The following is a 19,623-nucleotide window of genomic DNA, read 5'->3' on the forward strand; positions in this document are numbered from 1 at the left end:
AGGAGAGGTGATGGCGACCCGCGAAGGTTATCTGCGCCGGCTCACTCGTCGTTTGACGGAGGACCCCGAGCAGCGCGATGTTGAGGAGTTGTCCGACGAGGCAACCAACACCGGCGCGCAGCGCGCGATCGACTGCCGCCGTGGTCAGGAGGTGACGATGGTGGGGACGCTGCGCAGCGTGGAAGCCAACGCCAAGGGCTGCGCCGGTGGGGTTCGTGCCGAGTTGTTCGACGGCACCGACACCGTGACGCTGGTGTGGCTGGGGCAGCGTCGTATTCCGGGCATCGACTTGGGCCGCATGCTGCGAGTGCGGGGTCGGCTGGGCAAGCTGGATAACGGCACCAAGGCGATTTACAACCCGCATTACGAAATTCAGCGGTGAGATGAATCCTGACGGGCGGGAATGACCATGGCAGATGACCGCACCGGCGCCGCCGAACGGGTGATGGCACACCTGGGCGGTGTGAGCGGAATGGTCTACTCTTCGCTGCCGGTCGTGGTGTTCGTCGTCGCGAACGGGGTGGCGGGGTTGGTGGGCGCTACCGGCGCGGCGCTCGGCGTGGCGGTACTCATTCTGCTGTGGCGCCTGACCCGGGGGGAGTCCACCAGACCGGCGGTATCCGGATTCATCGGCGTTGCCTTCTGTGCGGTGATCGCCTACGCGCTCGGAGAGTCCAAGGGATATTTCCTGCTGGGCATCTGGGTGTCGCTGGTGTGGGCGACGGTCTTCGCGGTGTCGGTGCTGATCCGCCGGCCCGTGGTGGGCTACTTGTGGAGCTGGTGGGCCGGCGACGACCGCAGCTGGCGTGACGTGCGTCGCGCTGTCTACGCCTTCGACCTCGCGACTTTGACCTGGGTGCTGGTCTTCGGGGCCCGGTTTGTGGTGCAGCGGTTGCTCTACGACGCCGACCAGACGGGCTGGTTGGGTGTTGCGCGGATCGCAATGGGTTTGCCGCTGACCGCCGCGGCCGCCCTGGTGACCTATCTGGCGATCAAAGCAGCGCAGCGTGCATCGAGTCCGGTCCTGGTCAGCGTGCCGGCAGAAGCAGCTGGCGCAGCTCCGCCTCCACCTCAGTAACGGCGACGAAGAGCAACTCGTCGCCGCCCTCCAGCGGTTCGTCGCCCTGCGGCACGATGACCCGCGGCCCGCGCAGGATCGTCACCAGCGCCGCATCACGCGGCAGCTCCAGCTTGCGTACCGGCTTACCGCCCCATGGCGTGTCGTCGGGCAGCGTGATCTCGACGAGGTTGGCCTGGCCCTTGCGGAACTCCATCAGCCGCACCAGATCTCCGACGGCGACGGCCTCTTCGACCAGGGAGGCCAGCATCCGCGGGGTGGATACGGCGACGTCGACGCCCCAGGCGTCGGTGAAAAGCCATTCGTTGCGGGGATCGTTGACCCTGGCCACCACCCGAGGTACCGCGAACTCGGTTTTGGCCAACAGGCTGAGGACCACGTTGGCCTTGTCATCACCGGTAGCGGCGATGACGACGTCGAAGTCCTCGAGGTGGATCGATTCCAGCAAGCTCAACTCGCAAGCATCGCCCAGCCGCCAGTGCGCTGCCGGGATGGCATCGACATCGAGGTGTTCGGGGTTACGCTCGATCAGGCTCACTTCGTGGCCACTTTCGATGAGTTCCCGCGCGATCGAGCGGCCCACCGCGCCGGCGCCGGCAATCGCGACCTTCATAACTCTTCGCTCGGCGGCAGAGCGGCAATGGCCACCGCCTCAGCAGCGCGGCCGGATATCGCGGCGACGTAGACCTGATCGCCGGCCTGAATGACCGTCTTCGGTTCGGGTAGCAGCCCGCTGCCGAACCGGATCAAAAACGCCACCCGGGCTCCGGTCGCTGTTTCCAGATCGGTCAGCCGATGTCCCACCCAGTCCTCATGCAGCACCACTTCGACGACGGCGACCGTGCCGGTCGGATCGCGCCACTTGCTGGTTTCAGACTCCCGAGTCAGCGCGTTGAGAAGGCGATCGGTAGTCCACGGCACGGTGGCGATGGTGGGGATGCCAAGCCGCTCATAGACCGCGGCGCGTTTGGCGTCGTAGATCCGTGCCACCACACGCTGCACGCCGAAGGTTTCCCGGGCCAGCCGCGCCGAGATGATGTTGGAGTTGTCGCCGGACGACACCGCGGCGAAGGCATCGGTCTCCTCGATGCCCGCCCGCAACAGCACATCGCGGTCGAAGCCCAGGCCTAACACCCGGTCGCCGGCGAAATCCGGGCTGAGCCGGTTGAAGGCAGTCCCGTCGCGGTCGATGACCGCGACATCGTGGCCGATCCGGGACAGGCCGTCGGCCACCGAAGACCCGACCCGGCCGCACCCCATCACCACTACCCGCACCTGAGGTCCTTTCGGCTGCGTTCTGCTCGTCTACGGAACGCTACCGCCAATCGCGGGTGGGCTTACTCTTGGCTCTCGTGTCCAAACTTTCGACGGCGGCGCGCCGGTTGGTGTTGGGTCGGCCGTTTCGCAGCGACCGGCTGAGCCATACCCTGTTGCCGAAGCGGGTCGCGCTGCCGGTGTTCGCCTCGGATGCGCTGTCCTCGGTGGCTTACGCCCCTGAGGAAGTATTTCTCATGCTTTCGGTGGCCGGCCTGGCCGCGTACTCGCTGACGCCGTGGATCGGGTTGGCGGTGGCCGCGGTCATGTTGATCGTGGTGGCCAGCTACCGGCAGAATGTGCATGCCTACCCATCCGGTGGCGGCGACTACGAAGTCGTCACCACCAACCTCGGTGAGCATGCGGGTCTGACCGTAGCCGCCGCGCTGATGGTGGATTACGTTCTGACCGTTGCTGTTTCGACAGCATCAGCCATGTCGAACATCGGATCGGCCATTCCGTTCATCGCCAAGCACAAAGTGCTGTTCTGCGTCATCGCGATTCTGTTGGTGATGGCGATGAACCTGCGTGGCGTCCGCGAGTCCGGGGTGGCGTTCGCCGTTCCCACCTACGCGTTCATCGTCGGCCTGGGCATCATGCTGGTCTGGGGTCTGTTCCGGATCTACGTGCTCGGCGACCCGCTACAGGCCGAATCAGCCGGTTTCGACATGCGGGCCGAACACGGTCAGATCGTCGGATTCGCACTGGTTTTCCTGGTGGCCCGGTCATTTTCCTCAGGGTGTGCGGCCTTGACCGGTGTGGAGGCGATCAGCAACGGCGTGCCGGCATTCCGGAAGCCCAAGTCGCGCAACGCTGCAACGACTCTGCTGATGCTGGGCATGATCGCGGTGAGCCTGCTGATGGGCATCGTCCTGTTGGCCGAGAAGACCGGGGTCAAGATCGTCGACGATCCCGCGCGTCAGCTGATCGGCACCCCTGCGGATTACCAGCAGAAAACTCTTGTCGCCCAGATTGCTCAAGCGGTGTTCGGCAGCTTTGAGGTCGGGTTTTGGCTCATCACCGTGGTGACCGCACTCATTCTGGTGCTGGCGGCCAATACCGCATTCAATGGCTTTCCGGTGTTGGGTTCGGTTCTCGCGCAGCACAGCTATCTGCCGCGCCAACTGCACACCCGCGGTGACCGATTGGCCTTCTCCAACGGCATTTTGTTCTTGTCCGCGGCGGCTTTGGCCGCGATCATCCTGTTCCGCGCCCAGGTGACTGCCCTGATCCAGCTCTACATCGTCGGGGTGTTCTGGTCATTCACGCTCAGCCAGATCGGCATGGTGCGGCACTGGACGCGGCTGCTGCGCACCGAAACCGATCTGGCGGCACGGCGCAAGATGATGCGCTCACGGGTGGTCAACACGATCGGTCTGGTTTCCACCGGAACGGTGCTGTGTGTCGTGGTGGTCACCAAGTTCGCCGCCGGCGCCTGGATTGCTGTCGTCGCGATGACATCGCTGTTCCTTGTCATGAAGTTGATCCGCAAGCATTACGACGCGGTCAGCCGGGAACTGCAGCAGCAAGCCGCCGAGAACGAGGGTGTGGTGTTGCCCAGCCGCAACCACGCCCTGGTGCTGGTGTCGAAATTGCACCTGCCGACCTTGCGGGCACTGGCCTATGCCCGGGCCACCCGTCCCGACGTTTTGGAGGCCGTCACGGTCAGCGTCGACGACGGCGAAACACGCGAGCTGGTGAGCAAATGGGAAGACAGCGACATCAGCGTGCCGCTCAAGGTCATCGCCTCGCCCTACCGCGAGGTCACCCGCCCGGTGCTCGAGTACGTCAAGCGGGTCAGCAAGGAGTCGCCGCGCACCGTGGTGACCGTGTTCATTCCGGAATATGTCGTGGGCCGCTGGTGGGAACAGGTGCTGCACAACCAGAGTGCGTTGCGGCTCAAGGGACGGTTGCTGTTCATGCCGGGCGTGATGGTGACTTCCGTTCCATGGCAACTGTCTTCGTCGGAACGCCTCAAGACGCTGCAGCCCCACATCGCTCCCGGAGACGCTCGGCGGGGAATCTTCGATTGACCGAGCTCACGCTGACGGTCGGTGCGCCGGCGAATGGAGGCAGCTGTGTGGCCCGGCATGACGGTCGAGTGGTGTTCGTCCGCTATGCGCTGCCCGGTGAACGAGTACGGGTGCGGGTCACCGCGGACCGGGGTTCCTACTGGCACGCCGAGACCATCGAGGTGATTGAGTCGTCGGATTACCGGATCGCGTCCTTGTGTCCGATCGCCGGAGTCGACGGGTCCGGTTGTTGCGACTTGGCATTCGCCGAACCGGAGATGGCGCGGGCACTCAAGGGCGAGGTGGTGAGCAATCAGCTGGCGCGCCTGGGCGATCAGCAATGGTGCGGTGTGGCCGAACCGCTTTCCGCGGCGGGTCCGACGGGGTGGCGCACCAGGGTCCGGCTGGCGGTGGACGCCGACGGCCGCGCCGGCTTTCATCGTTACCGCAGCGACGAGTTGATCACCGATATTCGTTGCGCGCAGCTGATTGCCGGGATGGTTGACGGGCTGGCCGCTGCGAGTTGGCCGCCGGACGCGCAACTGTATGTGGCCGTTGACGACGACGCGCAGCGTCATGTGGTGTGCACCGCGCGGCAAGGCCGACGCACCGCGACCGATGTGGTCGAGGGCAGCTATCAGGCCGTGCAGCGGGCCGGTGAGCGCAGCTGGAAGGTGCCGGTGACGGCGTTCTGGCAGGCCCACCGAGACGCGGCGCGGTTCTACAGCTCGTTGGTCAGCGATTGGGCGCAGGCCGGCGCCGGCCAGACCGCATGGGATCTCTACGGCGGCGCAGGGGTTTTCGCGGCGGCGCTGGGGGAGGCGGTGGGTGAGTTCGGGCGGGTGGTGAGCGTCGACACCTCCCGCGCGGCGTCGCGCGCAGCTCGAGCCGCGTTGTCCGACCTGCCCCACGTGAGTGTGGTCAACGATTCGGTGCGCCGGGCGCTGACCGCGCAACGTACGCGCGCCGACGTAGCGGTGCTGGATCCGCCGCCCGCCGGCGCGGGCCGCGACGTCATCGGCCTGCTGGCCGCTGCCGATGTGCCTCGAGTGGTGCATATCGGCTGCGAGGCAGCGTCTTTCGCGCGTGACATCGGCCTGTACCGCGGCCATGGCTACGTCGTCGAGAAAATCCGGGTGTTCGACTCGTTCCCGCTGACCCACCACGTGGAGTGCGCCGCGCTGCTGACCCGCTAGCCGCTCTGATGCCAACGTTCCAACACCGCAGGGAGTTCGGTGAGCAGGAAGTCGTAGAAGTCGTGCATCTGCGTGAGGCGGTGCCGCGCCGGGCTGTTCGGTCCGGTGGTCGCGATACCGGCCTCGGCTGCCGTCTGCATGGCGGAGATGACGGCGTTCTGATTGGTGAACAGCACCGCCCAGGCGTCGTCGCGTAGCCGGAAATGGTCGCGGCGGCTGGCCGGCGCCGGCACCCGCTCGGCTAGCCCGACGGACGTGAGCATTTTGACGGCGCCGGAGATCGCACCGGAACTGGCCTGCAGCTGGTCGGCCAGCTCACCCATCGTCATGGTGGGCTGCTCGGTGAACAACAGGGTGGCCAGCACTCGAGCGGTCATCCGTTGCAGCCCGTGGCTGGTGAGGATCACAGCGAGCTGCTCGGCCGCGTGCTGTTGGTCTGAGGCCACGCCAACTCCCTACAGAGACTTCAAAGATTTCTGAATATTCAGTATAGTGAACCACGGCGTGCCGGGAAGTCTGGTCGGCAAATGTGATATCCGACTGTGCGGTACGTCCATCGGCGCACCGCGCTCGACCCGAAAGGGATTGGGCGATTTCCATGCAGAACGCCTCGACCGTCGCGGCATCCGCAGCAGTAATTACCGAGGTGATCCGCGTCCGCGACCTCACTTTCCGCTATCCCAAATCGCCCGGGCCCGCGATCCGCGGCATGGAGTTCGCGGTGGGCCGGGGCGAGATCTTCGGGTTCCTGGGCCCCAGCGGAGCGGGCAAATCGACCACCCAGAAGATCCTGATTGGCTTATTGCGTGGTCACGGTGGCGAGGTCTCAGTCTGGGGGAGGGATCCGCTGGCGTGGGGATCCGACTACTACCAGCGCGTCGGGGTCTCGTTCGAGCTGCCCAACCACTATCAGAAACTGAGCGGCCTGGAGAACCTGCGCTTCTTCGCGTCGCTGTATGACGTCGCGACCCTGGATCCGATGACGCTGCTGGACGCCGTGGGTCTGACCGACGATGCCAATACCCGCGTCAGCAAATACTCCAAGGGCATGCAGATGCGGCTGACGTTCGCGCGGGCGCTGATCAACGACCCGGAACTGCTGTTCCTCGACGAGCCAACCTCGGGACTGGACCCGGTGAACGCACGCAACGTCAAGAACATGGTGCTAGACCTCAAGGCCCGCGGTCGCACGGTCTTTCTCACCACCCACGACATGGCCACCGCCAACGAACTGTGCGACCGGGTCGCCTTCGTGGTCGACGGCAGGATCGTCGCCCTGGACACCCCGACCGAGCTGAAAATCGCCCGCAGTCAACGGCTGGTCCGCGTGGAGTACCGCGGCGAGAACGGTCGACTCGACACTGCCGATTTTCCCCTGGACGGGCTGGCGGACGATCCCGCATTTCACGCCGTGCTGCGTGACCACCACGTCGAGACCATCCACAGCAAGGAAGCCACCCTCGATGACGTCTTCGTGGAGACCACCGGACGGCAGTTGTCGTGACCCGATTGGTGAGCGCGCTGCGGCTGGAACTGACACTGCAAGTGCGGCAAAAGTTTCTGCACGCCGCCGTTTTCTCCGGGGTGATCTGGCTGGCCGTGCTGCTACCGATGCCGGCCGGCCTGCGTCCGGTCGCCGAACCCTACGTGTTGGTAGGTGATATCTCGATCATCGGGTTCTTCTTCATCGCGGGCACCGTGTTCTTCGAGAAGCAGGAACGCACACTCGGCGCGGTCATCTCCACCCCGTTGCGGTTCTGGGAGTATTTATCCGCGAAACTGGCGCTGCTGGTGTTGATCTCGTTGTTCGTGGCGGTGGTGGTGGCGACGGTGACGCGCGGTTTGGCGTACGCCGTGATGCCAGTGCTGGTCGGGGTTGTGCTCGGGACACTGTTGATGCTGCTGGTGGGGTTCATCACCTCGCTGCCGTTCGCGTCGATCAGCGACTGGTTTCTGGCGGCGACGATCCCGCTCGCGGTGATGACGTTGCCGGTGCTGAATTATTCGGGTGTGTTGCCGAATCCGCTGCTCTACATCATCCCGACGCACGGGCCGTTGCTGCTGTTCGGCGCCGCGTTCGAGCAGGTTGCGTTGGAACCGTGGCAGCTCGGGTATGCGGTGCTGTATCCGGTGGTGTGCGTGGCGGGGTTGTGTTGGACGGCGAAGGCGATGTTCGACCGCTACATCATCGCACGATCGGGAGGTCTGTGATGTCGGGTGTGCGAGTGCTGACCGCATTCGGCCGCAATGATATTCGAGGTTCCTACCGCGACCCGCTGCTGGTGATGATCGTGGCCGCGCCGGTGATCTGGACCAGTGGCGTCGCGCTGCTCACGCCGCGGTTCACCAGGATGTTGGCGCACCGCAACGGGTTCGATCTGGTGCCGTACTACCCGTTGATTCTGACCGGGTTCCTGCTGCTGACCAGCATCATCATCGCAGGTGCGTTGGCAGCGTTCCTCGTGTTGGATGAGGTCGACGCCGGCACACTGGTCGCGTTGCGGGTGACGCCGGTTCCGCTGTCGGTCTTCTTCGGCTACCGGGCGGCCACGGTGATCGCAGTGACCACGGTCTACGTGATCGCGACGATGTCGTTCAGCGGAATCCTGCAGCCCGGCCTGGTCGGGGCGTTGATCCCGATCGGGCTGCTGGCCGGGCTCTCCGCAGTGGTGACGCTGCTGCTGATACTGGCCGTGGCCAGCAACAAGATTCAGGGCCTGGCGGCCGTCCGCGCCCTGGGCATGCTGATCGCCGGGCTGCCCTGCCTGCCGTGGTTCATCGATTCCAATTGGAATCTGGCGTTCGGGGTATTGCCGCCCTACTGGGCCGCCAAGGCGTTCTGGGTGGCCAGCGACCAGGGCACGTGGTGGCCGTACCTGCTGGGCGGCGTCGGGTACAACCTGGCGATCGCCTGGCCGTTGTTCCGCCGCTTCCTCGCCAAGACCGCTCTCGGCAAGAGTGCTGACGGCGGCTGACCGCCAGTGGTCCGTACCTTGAGGCGTGTGGACACTGTCGATGTCGTTGTGGTGGGCGCGGGCCCTACCGGCCTGACGTTGGCGTGCGGATTGTTATTGCACGGCGTCTCAGTGCGTGTCGTCGATCGCGCGTCGGGTCCGGCAGTGACGTCGCGGGCCAACTTTCTGCACGCGCGCGGTTCGGAGGTGCTCGACCGGGTGGGTGCGTTGGGGACGTTGCCTGATGAGTCGCTACGAGCGATGCGGATTACGACCTATCTCGGCGACCAACCGGTCATGAAGCTGCAGTTCGGTGATCCAGGGCTGCGCACGGCCGCGCCGCCAATGCTGGTGTCGCAGGCCAAGGTCGAGGCGGCACTGGGCGATCGGTTGGCCGAGCTTGGCGGTGTTGTGGAATGGGGCCGGCCGTTGCGTGCTGTGACGCCGGACGACGAGGGCGTCACTGCGGTGCTGGGTGCCGATCAGAGCGTGCGGACGCAATGGGTCGTGGGCTGTGACGGCACCGGCAGCACCACTCGCGCACTGGCGGGTATTGGCTTTCCGGGCGTGCAGCTCAGCGAGCGTTTTCTGCTGGCCGACGTGCACCTTGATTGGGACATGGACCGTGGCGGGACGACCGGTTGGATTCACCCGGCGGGGATGATCGGCGTGATGCCGATGCCCGACCCGGATGGGCGCAACGACTTGTGGCGGGTAATCGCCTACGACCCGGGAGGTGACGAAAAGCCAAGCGAGCACCAGATTCTCGACCGTCTCGAGCAGATCCTGCCGGAGCGGACCCAGCGCCCAGTGCGGATCGGGGATGCGGTGTGGCTTTCCCAGTTTTCGGTGCACCGGCGCCTCGCCGATACCTACCGTCGGGGCCGGATTGTGATCGCCGGCGACGCGGCGCACGCGCATGCTCCCTTCGGCGGGCAGGGAATGCTCACCGGTGTCGGGGATGCGGAAAACCTGGCGTGGAAGCTTGCGTTGGTGGTCAGTGGTTGTGCGGCTGATCGACTGCTCGATAGCTATGAGGCCGAGCGCCGCCCGCTGGCGATGGAGGTGCTGCGCGGCACCAGCGCGATGACCCGCGTCAACGTGCTGAGTAACCCGATTGGTCGGTTTGTGCGAGATCGGATCGTGGTGCGGTTGGTCGGTTTGGCGGTGGTGCAGCGTTGGGCGACCTACTCGGCGTCACAGCTGTGGGTGAGTTACCGCAAAGGACCGCTCGGCGGGCGAGGCCGAAAGCCGCGTCCGGGTGATCGGATCAGTGATCTGCCGTGCATCCGCGAGGACGGCGCAGTGTCGCGCCTGCACGCCGAACTGGGCGGTCGTTGGGCGTTGCTCGCGCCGCGCGACGGCGATGTGGGGGGCGCCGAAAGTGTTCAGAAACGACTCGGCGGTCATCTGAGTGTGCTGCGCTACGACGGCAAGGAAGCGATGCTGGTTCGGCCGGACGCGCACCTGGGGTGGCGGGGTGATCCCGACGACGTGCTTAGTCTCGACCGATGGCTGGCCAACGCGTTGGAGACTGGACGAGCCCGATAACCCCGTAACGCAGTGCACCAGCGGTAGCGCCCAAATTTCGGGCCTGCGGCAAGTTCTCAGAAAAGCATTCGCATTGCGGCAGCATGCGTCTCGTACGCAGGTAGTTACCGCGGCGGTGTCGGTGTAGGCGTCGATGCGGGCGTGGCAATGACCAACAGGCCGCCGGATACCCACTGAATGGTGATGGTGGTCTGCGGCAGCGCGGTCTGCAGGTCAGCTTGCAGTGCGCCGACATCCGGTTCGGTTTGCCCAATCAAGGTGACAGTGATCGCCGTAGCCGATCCGGTAATACTCAAGATCGCGCTGTCCGGTCTGGACGATGCCCATTTGGCGGCGGTGCCACGCGCGGTGGCAAGTGCAGTTTCGCTGCCATTGGGTTCGATGGCTCCGCGGGTGCGTGTCCAGGCGAGGCTGACCGGAATGCGGTAGGTGAACCGTGCGTTGAGCAGCGCGGTCAGGTCTTCGGAATTTTTTGGCGGATGTGGTCCGGCCGCGGAAACAACCAGCGTCCCGGACTGATAGCTGAGTCCGTTGAGGCTCAATGATTGCCCGGCCAGCCACTTCTCGACCACGGGGCTTAGCTCGATCAGCGGCAGTTGCGGCATGTCGGGCTGGTCGTCCTCAGGATCCCGCATGGGTATCCAGCCCAACTGCACCGTAACCGGATGGCCCAATGCGCGACCGAGAGTGGCCGCCACATTCTGCACCGGTGGGGGCGACGTGGGGCCCGCGATGTCGGCGCGAATCGCGTTGTCAGCGGCTGTGATACGGGTAAGTCTGCTACCGGAGTCGAGAAGATCTGTGATTGTCTGGGTGGCTACTTTGAGTTCGTGGGCTTGGCGCGTGATGGCGAGATAGCGCGGCGTGAGGATCAATGCGAGTGCCAATACGCAAATGGCCGCCACAGCCAGAGAAGTAAGAATCTGGCCGCGACGGGTCCGCAACATGTCTCCGGGAACCAAGCCAGTCAGCAGGAATACCACAGCCGCCATCAACACGATGCCGATCAGATTCGTCAGAAACAACAACGCGGCGCCCCGAGCCAACTCTGGCTGCCCCCGACCCAGGAGCACACCGGCTGCCGCCAGAGGCGGGACGACCGCGACAGCGACTGCGACGCCGGGCAGCGCTGCGGAAATCTGTTTGTGTACGGTAGCGATCGCTCCGGCGGCGCCAGCCCCGAGCGCAACCAATAGGTCACGTATATCTGGGCTGGACCGGGCAACTACTTGGGCAGGCAGCCCGGTCCCGGCTGGGGGCAGCAGTGTTGCGAAGAGCCATCCCACGGCGACGGCGCACGCCGCAGAGACCGATACCAGCATCAGAGCGCTCACAAACCGCTGCGCCCATCCCATGACCAGACAAGCGGCAATCCCCATGATCGGTGCCATCAGCGGTGCAATCATCATTGCGCCGATCACGACCGCCGCGGAATTCTGTAGCAGCCCGATCGCCGCCACCAGGCTCGAGAGAAACATCAGCACCGCGAATCGCGAAACTGCTGCACCCGACGGGGCCACCATCAGGGCGACCATCACCGAATCGCGGTCTTCGATCGGTAACCGATTCAGCGGCCACGTCACGGTCGACACCACGCGACTCTTCAGCGCGGTCAGCATGTCGTTTCCCCCTCGCGCCCCAGCGCCATCCCGAATCGCCACGTGCAAGCGCGATGACGGGCGCTGCGAGTTTTACGGCTCGAGAAGGCGTTGCTTTTGTTGAGTGAATTCCTCCTCGGTCAGTATCCCGGAGTCGCGGAGGTCGGCGAGTTCGCGCAGCTCGGCGGCGATTCCCGTCACTGGCCCGGTGAGTGGTCTCGGCGCCAACTCCGTGCGCTTCCGCCCCGTCGATACGGCCGGCTGCCCGCGGCGCAGACCGGCGGTACTGCCAAGGGCGCGTCCGGCCATCCCCGCCGCAGCCATCTCCGCGTAGGGGATTTCCGATTCGCCGGCCGCGACGGCTGCCGCGGCAGCAGCGCTGGAGCCCGGCGACACCATGGCGACTTGCCGAATCGCCGGCGGGGCAGCAGTGGTCCAGGATTGCGGCACCGACAATCCGCCGACTGAGTTGGCTTGACCCATACCTGCCGCCACGGGCACACCACCTAAGCCCAATCCTGGGTAGACGCCGCCCGTCTCTATCTCGGCGGCCTGGAGCGCAACACCTACGCCGGCCACATCCACACCGAACGAACCGGCCGAATCAATGACGAACGAGCCGAATAGGTCGGCACCCAGGCCTGCCAGCGCCACGGTCAAGGCCGGACTGGCGCTCAACGCCGGCGCCAGCGCGCCAATTGGAGCAGCCGAGGCGGTTGGCGCCGCGGCGCCTAATGCCGGCAGCCCCGCCGCGGGCGACGTCAGGCTTTGCAGCGCTTGCGGCACTGCCGAGATCGCGGTTTGGGCGCGGGTGCCGGCTGCGGTGCCGATGGCCTGCGCTAACGCTGCTGCTTGGTCGGACATGCCGGCTGGATTGGTGGTCTGTCCCGGCGGCGTGAACGGTGCCAGCGTCGCGGCCGCGGCCGAACTGCCGGCGTACCCGTACATGGCGGTGGCATCCTGGGCCCACATCTGGGCGTAGTGAGCCTCGGTGGCCGCGATCGCCGCGGTGTTTTGACCCAAGAAGTTGGTCGCCACCAACGCAGCCAGCTGGGCACGATTGGCCGCGACGGCCGGTGGCGGCACCGTCATCGCGAACGCGGCCTCATAGGCGGCCGCGGCGGCGCTCGCCTGCGCAGCGGTCTGCTCGGCCTGGGCGGCGGCCGCGTGCATCCACGCCGCATAAGGGGTGGCGGCGAACGCCATTGACGTCGACGCCGGCCCCAGCCAGCTGCCGGTTAGTTGAGCGATCAGCGATTCGTAGGATGCGGCCGCCGTGCCCAAGTCGGCAGCCAGACCGTTCCAGGCAGTTGCGGCGGCGAGCATCGGTGCCGAGCCGGGACCGGAATACATCCTGGCGGAGTTGACTTCCGGTGGCAGCAGCGCGAATTCCATTGCTTGACAACTCCTCAGCTTGCTGAGACGGCATTGGCCGCCTCGGTGGCTGCATAGGAACCGGCGCTGGTTTGCAACGTGGTGACAAACTGCTCGTGGATAGCCGCAGCCTGCGCGCTGATCGCCTGGTACATCTGGGCCTGCGCAGCGAATTGTGCTGCGGTCAGCGCTGATACCTCGTCTGCGGCGGCGGGAATTACTCCAGTCGTCGGTGGCGCTGCCGCCGCATTTCCTGCGCTCACTGCAGAACCGATACCCTGCAAGTCACCGGCCGCAGCCGTAAGCAGTTCTGGCTGTGTGGTTAAGAAGGACATCTGTACTTCCCCTCTCTATATTCAGTCGGACCACCTTTGGGTGGCTTCAGACGAAGGTGCGCTGGAGTGCACGCAAAATGGTGCAGCCGCGGCCGCCATCACCGGCGACGCCCCGGGATCGGCATACATTCTGCTGGAATTGATCTCTGACGGTAGAGCCACATAATCCATGTTCGGTAACCCCCGGTGAGTTAGGTGAGTTACTGGCGCGTGTCTCGCCGGTCAACGTGGCGCCCGTCAATGAGCGCCGAGGCATGCGGCGGCCGCAAACTTCCATGCTGGTCTCTGGCTATTTGGTAACGCGACGGAGAAACCAGTCCGCGCAATCTAGCCAATTGCATTCCATCAACTGCGCGATCCGAGTCGGGATTGAATTGGTTCAGCCGATTCTGCTGAGAAGCGCTGCTGCCGGATTTTCACGCTCACCCGGACGCAGGCAGCCAAGGCTCAGCCAGCAACCTGAATGTTGAAGAGTTCACCTGGACATCGCATTTGTACAGACGCAAACGTCAGCAGCTTATGATCCGCGGTTCCGCCATTGCCGATGTTGTCGGCGCTGCAAATACGCCTCAACGCCGCGGTTATGTTGTCGCGCACCGTGCCACGGCGTGAGCGTTGAGTAACGGCAGCAGCACGGCGCACCAGTTATCCGCCGTACCTCGCCGGATGTCCCCCGCACTTCGTGCCTCCATGCCACTATCGCTCATCTGACGCGCCGCCACGATTGTCGCAGCGCTAAAGCCGATGGCATACCCGCCGATCGAGACGGGCAAACCGGTCCATCCAATACTGCCGACGGCGCACTGCTACCGCGGACTCCGGTGCCCGCGCTCGTCTTCTTCCGGTTCGTCGCGTACTAAGCGCGAGTCCCTGCTAGTCGCGGTCCGTGCCCTCGGCATGCTCATCACGGGCTGCCTTGCCAGCCCGAGTTGGTCAACGGAACCAGGTTCATCCGAGTTTCCAGTCCGCAACCCAGTTCCACCACCACAGCATTCGGATGGGCGGCGATGAAAGTTATCTCCTGCATCGGGATCGAACTCGCCGCTTTTGCGAAGCATCGGACTATTAGCCCAAAACGAAGTAGCGCACCCACAGATAGACCGCGGACAGCGCGATCGACACGATGGTCACCACCGTGCCTTTGCGGGTGAATTCCCAAAACGAGATGGGACTCTCGGCGCGACGAGCGATTCCGAGCATGACGACGTTGGCGCTGGCTCCCACGGCGGTCAGGTTGCCGCCGAAGTCGGCACCGAGGGCCAACGCCCACCACAGCACGTCGGGGTGGACGTGGTCGTGGATGGTGGCCGCCAGCTCGCTGACGATCGGGGTCATGGTCGCGACGTAGGGGATGTTGTCGATGACGCCGGATACCGGTGCGGATACACCGAGGATCAGCATTGCGGTGACGAGCATGTTGCCGCCGGTTGCGGTGGTCGCGGAGCGTGCGAGCTGTTCCACGACACCGGTTTTCACCAGGGCGCCGACCATGACGAACAGGCCGGCGAAGAACAACAGCGTTTCCCATTCCACGCTGGACAGATAGTCGGAGCGCTCCAGCCTGGAGATCACGACCAGGATGCCGGCGCCCAGCAGCGCCACGACGGAAGGCTCCATGTGCAGCGCCGAGTGCGCGATGAAAGCCGTGAAGACCAGTGCCAGGACAACCCCGCACTTGATGAGCAGCCCGTGATCGCGAATGGCCTCGCGCTCTTCCAGTGACATGACATCGGCGACCCGCTCCGGATCGACCGTGAACGACCCACGGAACAGCAACGGCAACAACCCGACAAAGACGACGATGACGATGAGGACGATCGGCAACATGTGCACCAGGAAGTCGTTGAACGTCAATCCAGCGCGGCTGGCAATGATGATGTTGGGCGGATCACCGACCAACGTCGAGGCGCCGCCGATATTGGAGGCGAATACTTCCGCCATCAGAAACGGGGCCGCGTTGATCGCCAGTCGATCGCACACCAATAAGGTGACCGGCGCGATCAGCAAGACCGTCGTGACGTTGTCCAACAGGGCCGAGGCGAGCGCCGTGATCAGCACCAGCAGGACCATGATGCGCAGTGGGGAGCCGTTGGCACGTTTGGCGGCCCAGATGGCGAGATACTCGAAGACACCGGTTTGGCGCAGCACGCTGACGATGATCATCATCCCGAGCAACAGAAAGATGACGTCCCAATCGATTCCGGTCTCATGGGAGTAGAAGACGTCATCGGACCTGATCAACGGCAAGCAGACCACGATCGCTGCGCCCGCCAGCGCTACCAGCGTCTTGTTGATGCGGTCGCTGGCGATCAGCGCATAGGCGGCCACGAACACCGCAATTGCGACGACGCTCATCGACGACCCCGCCGGCGACGTTGCGCCGCTGTCGCCGGGATCAAGTTTTCAGCGCCGCTGCCAGCAAGCGCGATGCGGTGATCACTCCGTGTAAGGTGCCGTCCTTGACCACCGCGATCAGCGGGCTTCTCAGCCGCGCCATCACCGCGGCCACCTCGATGATGGTGTCGTCGGCGTCGGCCGACGGTACGTTGCGTAGGTGATCCGGCAGCACATCGCGCACCGTCTTGCCACCCAACTTTTCCGCGGCACGGTCGGCCATGGATTCGTCGAGTACACCGGCAAGCGACGGATCGTCTTGCACGTAGCGGGGAACGATGAAGCGGACGACCTGGGATGCCGGTAGGACGGCGTACGACTTTCCAGACGTGACCACAATCCCGGGCAAGCGGTGTTCGGCGAGCATGCGGGCGGCATCGAGTGCGTCGGCATCGATGCTCACAACCGGAAAGTCCTCGGCGATGTCCTCTGCGTGCATACGGTGACAATACGTCCGCTGCGGGCGGGCTTGTTTGGTCTCCGACCATGATGGCGATGGCGCGCTCCCGGGTCGCTAGACGTTGCAGGACACGAACGCCGACCAGGCTTCCCGGCTCACCGAAAACCGACCCTATCAGCGTCGGCGGCACCCCATGTCATCAACGCGACGCGTGGCCCGTGCCTGCGTAGGATGGCGGGATGCTTGAACAGATCCGCGGGCCCGCCGATCTGCAGCACCTTTCCCAGTTGGAATTGCGCGATCTGGCTCACGAGATTCGTGAGTTTTTGATCCACAAGGTCGCGGCCACCGGGGGGCATCTGGGGCCTAACCTGGGCGTCGTCGAGTTGACGCTGGCGCTGCACCGGGTGTTCGACTCGCCGCACGATCCGATCGTGTTCGACACCGGTCACCAGGCTTACGTGCACAAGATGCTGACCGGCCGCGCCGCCGACTTCGAAACGCTGCGCAAAAAGGGCGGGCTGTCGGGTTATCCGTCCCGCGCCGAAAGCGAGCACGACTGGGTGGAGTCCAGCCATGCCAGTGCCGCGTTGTCGTACGCCGACGGGCTGGCCAAGGCCTTCGAGTTGGCGGGGCACCGCAACCGGCATGTCGTGGCCGTGGTGGGCGACGGCGCGCTCACCGGCGGGATGTGCTGGGAGGCGCTGAACAATATCGCCGCCGCGCGCCGGCCGGTGATCGTGGTCGTCAACGACAACGGCCGCAGCTACGCTCCGACCTTCGGCGGCCTCGCCAATCACCTGGCCGCGCTGCGGCTGCAACCGAAGTATGAGCAATTGCTGAACCGGGGGCGCGCCACCGTGCGCGGCATGCCGGTTATCGGTGAGTTGGTCTACCACTTCATGCACAGCGTCAAAGCCGGCGTGAAGGACGCGCTGTCGCCGCAGCTGCTGTTCACCGACCTCGGGCTGAAATATGTCGGGCCGGTCGACGGCCACGACGAACACGCCGTGGAGACGGCGCTGCGCAGCGCCCGCGGGTTCGGCGGCCCGGTACTCGTGCACGTCGCGACCGGCAAGGGACACGGCTACGGCCCGGCTGAGGCCGACGAGGCCGAACAAATGCATTCCTGCGGGGTGATCGACCCGGCGACCGGGCTGGCCACGAAGGTGCCGGGACCGGGCTGGACGGCAACGTTCTCCGAGGCGCTGATCCAGCTCGGTGCCCAACGCCGCGACGTGGTCGCGATCACCGCGGCGATGCCCGGCCCCACCGGGCTGACAGCCTTCGGGCAGCGCTTCCCCGACCGGTTGTTCGACGTCGGAATCGCCGAGCAGCACGCGATAACGTCGGCGGCCGGCCTGGCCATGGGCGGGTTGCATCCGGTCGTGGCGATCTACTCGACGTTCCTCAACCGGGCGTTCGACCAGATCATGATGGACGTCGCGCTGCACAAGCTGCCGGTCACCATGGTGCTCGACCGGGCCGGGATCACCGGGCCCGACGGCGCCAGCCACAACGGCATGTGGGACCTGTCGATGCTGGGCATCGTGCCCGGTATGCGGGTGGCCGCGCCCAGAGACGCTGCCCGGCTGCGCGAAGAACTCGGCGAAGCCCTCGACGTCGACGACGGTCCCACCGCGATCAGATTCCCCAAAGGGGATGTGGGCGAAGACATTCCGGCCGTCGAGCGGCGCGCCGGCGTCGATGTGCTCGCGCTGCCGGCCGAGGGGCTGAACCATGACGTGCTGCTGGTGGCGGTCGGAGCGTTTGCGTCGATGTCGTTGGCGGTGGCCGAGCGGCTGCGTAACCAGGGCATCGGCGTGACGGTGATCGACCCGCGGTGGGTGCTGCCGGTCTCTGATGCACTGCGCGACTTGGCGGTGACGCACAAGCTCGTCGTCACGCTGGAGGACAACGGCGTGGCCGGCGGGGTCGGTTCGGCGATCTCGGCGGCGTTGCGGCGCGTGGAGATCGACGTGCCGTGCCGCGACGTCGGGCTGCCGCAGCAATTCTTCGACCACGCCGCTCGCGGCGAGGTCCTCGCCGAGGTAGGCCTGACCGATCAGGACGTGGCGCGCCAAATCACCGGCTGGGTTGCGGCGTTGGGCAGCTCGGTCACCGAAGCCGAGATCCGCGAGCACCTGGACTAACCGGGCGGCGGCTGCAATGCCGCGGCCAACTCCGGCACCACTAGCTGACGCTGCCAATCGCGGGCGCCGCCGGCACGGAGAAAATCGTCGATGGCCGTCGCCGCGTCGGCGGCGCCGTCCCAGTCCCAGCACAGCCGTCGCACCAGGTCGGGGGAGATCAGGTTCTCCGTCGGCACCGCCACCCGCTCCGCGACTTTCGTCAGCGCGGCGCGGGCGGCATCCAGCCGCGCGGCGGCTTCGGGTCTGCGCCTAGACCAGCGCGCCGGCGCCGGCGGGCCGTTCGGTGGTTCGGTTTCCTCGACCGGCTCGCGATTCTGCCGGGCGGCCTCCAGCGCTGCGAACCACATTGCCGCACTGCGGCGCTGCTTGCGCCCGCCGAATATGGGCAGATCGACGAGGTCGTCGACGGTTTTCGGGTCGGCGATGGCGGCCGCGACGATCGCCGAATCGGGCAGGATCCGGCCTGGCGCGATGTCGCGGCGTTGGGCGATGCGGTCGCGCGCTGTCCACAATTCCCGCACAGCGGCCAGCCCGCGTTGGTTGCGCACTTTGTGGATCCCCGACGTGCGTCGCCACCGGTCGCGCCGGGTGGGCTGGGCCGGCTCGGCAGCGGATGTCCGTAAGTATTCGAATTCCTCTGCCGCCCAAGAACTTTTATCTTGTTCTGCCAGCACGCCGGCGATCGCCTGGCGCAACTCGATGAGCAACTCGACGTCGAGGGCCGCATAATTCAGCCAGGCCGCCGGTAGCGGACGTTTGGACCAGTCGGCAGCGCCGTGGCCTTTGACCAAGCCCAAGCCCAACAGCCGCTGCACCTCCGCCGCCAGATTGACCCGGTCGAAGCCGGCCAGGCGGCCGGCCAACTCGGTGTCGTACAGGCTCGGTGGGCGCATGCCAACCTCGGCCAGGCAGGGCAGATCCTGGTCGGCGGCGTGCAGGATCCACTCATCGTCGGCGAGCACCTCGGCGACCGGTCGCAGCACCGTCAGCGGGTCACCGCCGTGGCTTACCGGGTCGATGAGCACGGTGCCGGCGCCAACGCGCCGGATTTGGATCAGGTAGGCCCGATTTGAGTAGCGGAATCCCGACGCGCGCTCGGCGTCCACCGCGAACGGTCCGTGCCCGCCGGCCAGCAGCTCCGCGGCGGCCGTGATTTGGTCCGCTGTCGCCGAGAGGTCCGGCACCCCCTCGGCGGGATGCAGCAACGGCGTGACGTCGGCTTCGACTTCCGTGCTCTCGGGTTGAACCGGCGCGTCGGACATCT

At 65.6% G+C, this 19,623-nt stretch carries 19 protein-coding genes; 9 read left to right on the forward strand and 10 right to left on the reverse strand.

Annotated features, from left to right (window positions below; translation table 11 throughout):
* Window positions 1–10: 10 nt before the first annotated feature.
* The gene (locus AC5Y49_RS08470) at window positions 11–382 is read left to right on the forward strand and encodes an OB-fold nucleic acid binding domain-containing protein (RefSeq protein WP_499885874.1); all 372 of its coding nucleotides are present in this window, start codon (window positions 11–13) and stop codon (window positions 380–382) included.
* Between the two features lie 27 nt (window positions 383–409).
* The gene (locus AC5Y49_RS08475; protein ID WP_499885876.1) at window positions 410–1,078 is read left to right on the forward strand and encodes a DUF3159 domain-containing protein; all 669 of its coding nucleotides are present in this window, start codon (window positions 410–412) and stop codon (window positions 1,076–1,078) included.
* Here AC5Y49_RS08475 and AC5Y49_RS08480 read toward each other — a convergent pair.
* A complete protein-coding gene (locus tag AC5Y49_RS08480; protein ID WP_499885878.1) occupies window positions 1,029–1,691 on the reverse strand; it encodes a potassium channel family protein in 663 nt (220 codons plus the stop codon). The genes AC5Y49_RS08475 and AC5Y49_RS08480 overlap by 50 nt on opposite strands.
* Entirely contained in the window at window positions 1,688–2,353 is a 666-nt protein-coding gene (locus AC5Y49_RS08485) for a potassium channel family protein (protein WP_499885881.1), read from the reverse strand. The genes AC5Y49_RS08480 and AC5Y49_RS08485 overlap by 4 nt, the downstream gene beginning before the upstream one ends.
* 77 nt (window positions 2,354–2,430) lie before the next feature.
* Here AC5Y49_RS08485 and AC5Y49_RS08490 point away from each other — a divergent pair, with 77 nt between their 5' ends.
* A complete protein-coding gene (locus AC5Y49_RS08490) occupies window positions 2,431–4,425 on the forward strand; it encodes an APC family permease (RefSeq protein WP_499885883.1) in 1,995 nt (664 codons plus the stop codon).
* Complete coding sequence (locus AC5Y49_RS08495) at window positions 4,422–5,600, forward strand: class I SAM-dependent RNA methyltransferase (RefSeq protein ID WP_499885885.1); 1,179 nt, start codon at window positions 4,422–4,424, stop codon at window positions 5,598–5,600. Before AC5Y49_RS08490 ends, AC5Y49_RS08495 begins: the two co-directional genes overlap by 4 nt.
* On the opposite strand, the gene AC5Y49_RS08500 is transcribed toward AC5Y49_RS08495, so the two are convergent.
* Window positions 5,597–6,046, reverse strand: coding sequence for a GbsR/MarR family transcriptional regulator (locus AC5Y49_RS08500; protein WP_499885886.1), 450 nt, complete (start codon window positions 6,044–6,046; stop codon window positions 5,597–5,599). The genes AC5Y49_RS08495 and AC5Y49_RS08500 overlap by 4 nt on opposite strands.
* Before the next feature lie 152 nt (window positions 6,047–6,198).
* Between AC5Y49_RS08500 and AC5Y49_RS08505 the strand changes: the two genes are divergently transcribed.
* Genes AC5Y49_RS08505 through AC5Y49_RS08520 form a run of 4 tightly spaced genes read left to right on the forward strand, consistent with a single transcriptional unit; the run spans window position 6,199 to window position 10,105 of the window.
* Window positions 6,199–7,104: an ABC transporter ATP-binding protein gene (locus AC5Y49_RS08505; RefSeq protein WP_499885888.1), complete on the forward strand. Its 906-nt coding sequence runs from the start codon at window positions 6,199–6,201 to the stop codon at window positions 7,102–7,104.
* Window positions 7,101–7,811 carry a fluoroquinolone export ABC transporter permease subunit gene (locus AC5Y49_RS08510; protein WP_499885889.1) on the forward strand — a complete coding sequence of 237 codons (711 nt, stop codon included), beginning with the start codon at window positions 7,101–7,103 and terminating at the stop codon, window positions 7,809–7,811. The genes AC5Y49_RS08505 and AC5Y49_RS08510 overlap by 4 nt, the downstream gene beginning before the upstream one ends.
* On the forward strand, window positions 7,811–8,575 hold the full coding sequence (locus tag AC5Y49_RS08515) for an Rv2686c family ABC transporter permease subunit (RefSeq protein ID WP_499885890.1): 765 nt from the start codon (window positions 7,811–7,813) through the stop codon (window positions 8,573–8,575). The genes AC5Y49_RS08510 and AC5Y49_RS08515 overlap by 1 nt, the downstream gene beginning before the upstream one ends.
* Before the next feature lie 27 nt (window positions 8,576–8,602).
* On the forward strand, window positions 8,603–10,105 hold the full coding sequence (locus AC5Y49_RS08520) for an FAD-dependent monooxygenase (RefSeq protein ID WP_499885893.1): 1,503 nt from the start codon (window positions 8,603–8,605) through the stop codon (window positions 10,103–10,105).
* Between the two features lie 104 nt (window positions 10,106–10,209).
* On the opposite strand, the gene AC5Y49_RS08525 is transcribed toward AC5Y49_RS08520, so the two are convergent.
* From AC5Y49_RS08525 to AC5Y49_RS08550, 6 genes are all read right to left on the reverse strand, one after another.
* On the reverse strand, window positions 10,210–11,724 hold the full coding sequence (locus AC5Y49_RS08525; protein ID WP_499885894.1) for a DUF389 domain-containing protein: 1,515 nt from the start codon (window positions 11,722–11,724) through the stop codon (window positions 10,210–10,212).
* A gap of 72 nt (window positions 11,725–11,796) precedes the next feature.
* A complete protein-coding gene (locus AC5Y49_RS08530; protein WP_499885895.1) occupies window positions 11,797–13,098 on the reverse strand; it encodes a PPE family protein, SVP subgroup in 1,302 nt (433 codons plus the stop codon).
* Between the two features lie 14 nt (window positions 13,099–13,112).
* Complete coding sequence (locus AC5Y49_RS08535; RefSeq protein ID WP_499885897.1) at window positions 13,113–13,412, reverse strand: PE family protein; 300 nt, start codon at window positions 13,410–13,412, stop codon at window positions 13,113–13,115.
* Between the two features lie 904 nt (window positions 13,413–14,316).
* Entirely contained in the window at window positions 14,317–14,439 is a 123-nt protein-coding gene (locus AC5Y49_RS08540; protein WP_499885898.1) for a hypothetical protein, read from the reverse strand.
* A 38-nt stretch (window positions 14,440–14,477) separates the two neighbouring features.
* Window positions 14,478–15,767 (reverse strand): ArsB/NhaD family transporter, encoded by a 1,290-nt coding sequence (locus tag AC5Y49_RS08545; protein ID WP_499885899.1) that lies wholly within the window; start codon window positions 15,765–15,767, stop codon window positions 14,478–14,480.
* Window positions 15,768–15,807: 40 nt separating this feature from the next.
* On the reverse strand, window positions 15,808–16,245 hold the full coding sequence (locus tag AC5Y49_RS08550; RefSeq protein ID WP_499885900.1) for a CBS domain-containing protein: 438 nt from the start codon (window positions 16,243–16,245) through the stop codon (window positions 15,808–15,810).
* Between the two features lie 200 nt (window positions 16,246–16,445).
* Here AC5Y49_RS08550 and dxs point away from each other — a divergent pair, with 200 nt between their 5' ends.
* The gene (gene dxs, locus AC5Y49_RS08555; RefSeq protein ID WP_499885902.1) at window positions 16,446–18,359 is read left to right on the forward strand and encodes a 1-deoxy-D-xylulose-5-phosphate synthase; all 1,914 of its coding nucleotides are present in this window, start codon (window positions 16,446–16,448) and stop codon (window positions 18,357–18,359) included.
* Here dxs and AC5Y49_RS08560 read toward each other — a convergent pair.
* On the reverse strand, window positions 18,356–19,621 hold the full coding sequence (locus AC5Y49_RS08560) for an HRDC domain-containing protein (RefSeq protein ID WP_499885903.1): 1,266 nt from the start codon (window positions 19,619–19,621) through the stop codon (window positions 18,356–18,358). The two genes, dxs and AC5Y49_RS08560, sit on opposite strands and share 4 nt — an antisense overlap.
* Between the last annotated feature and the right edge of the window lie 2 nt (window positions 19,622–19,623).

The sequence above is a fragment of the Mycobacterium sp. NGS62 genome, from assembly GCF_059812285.1.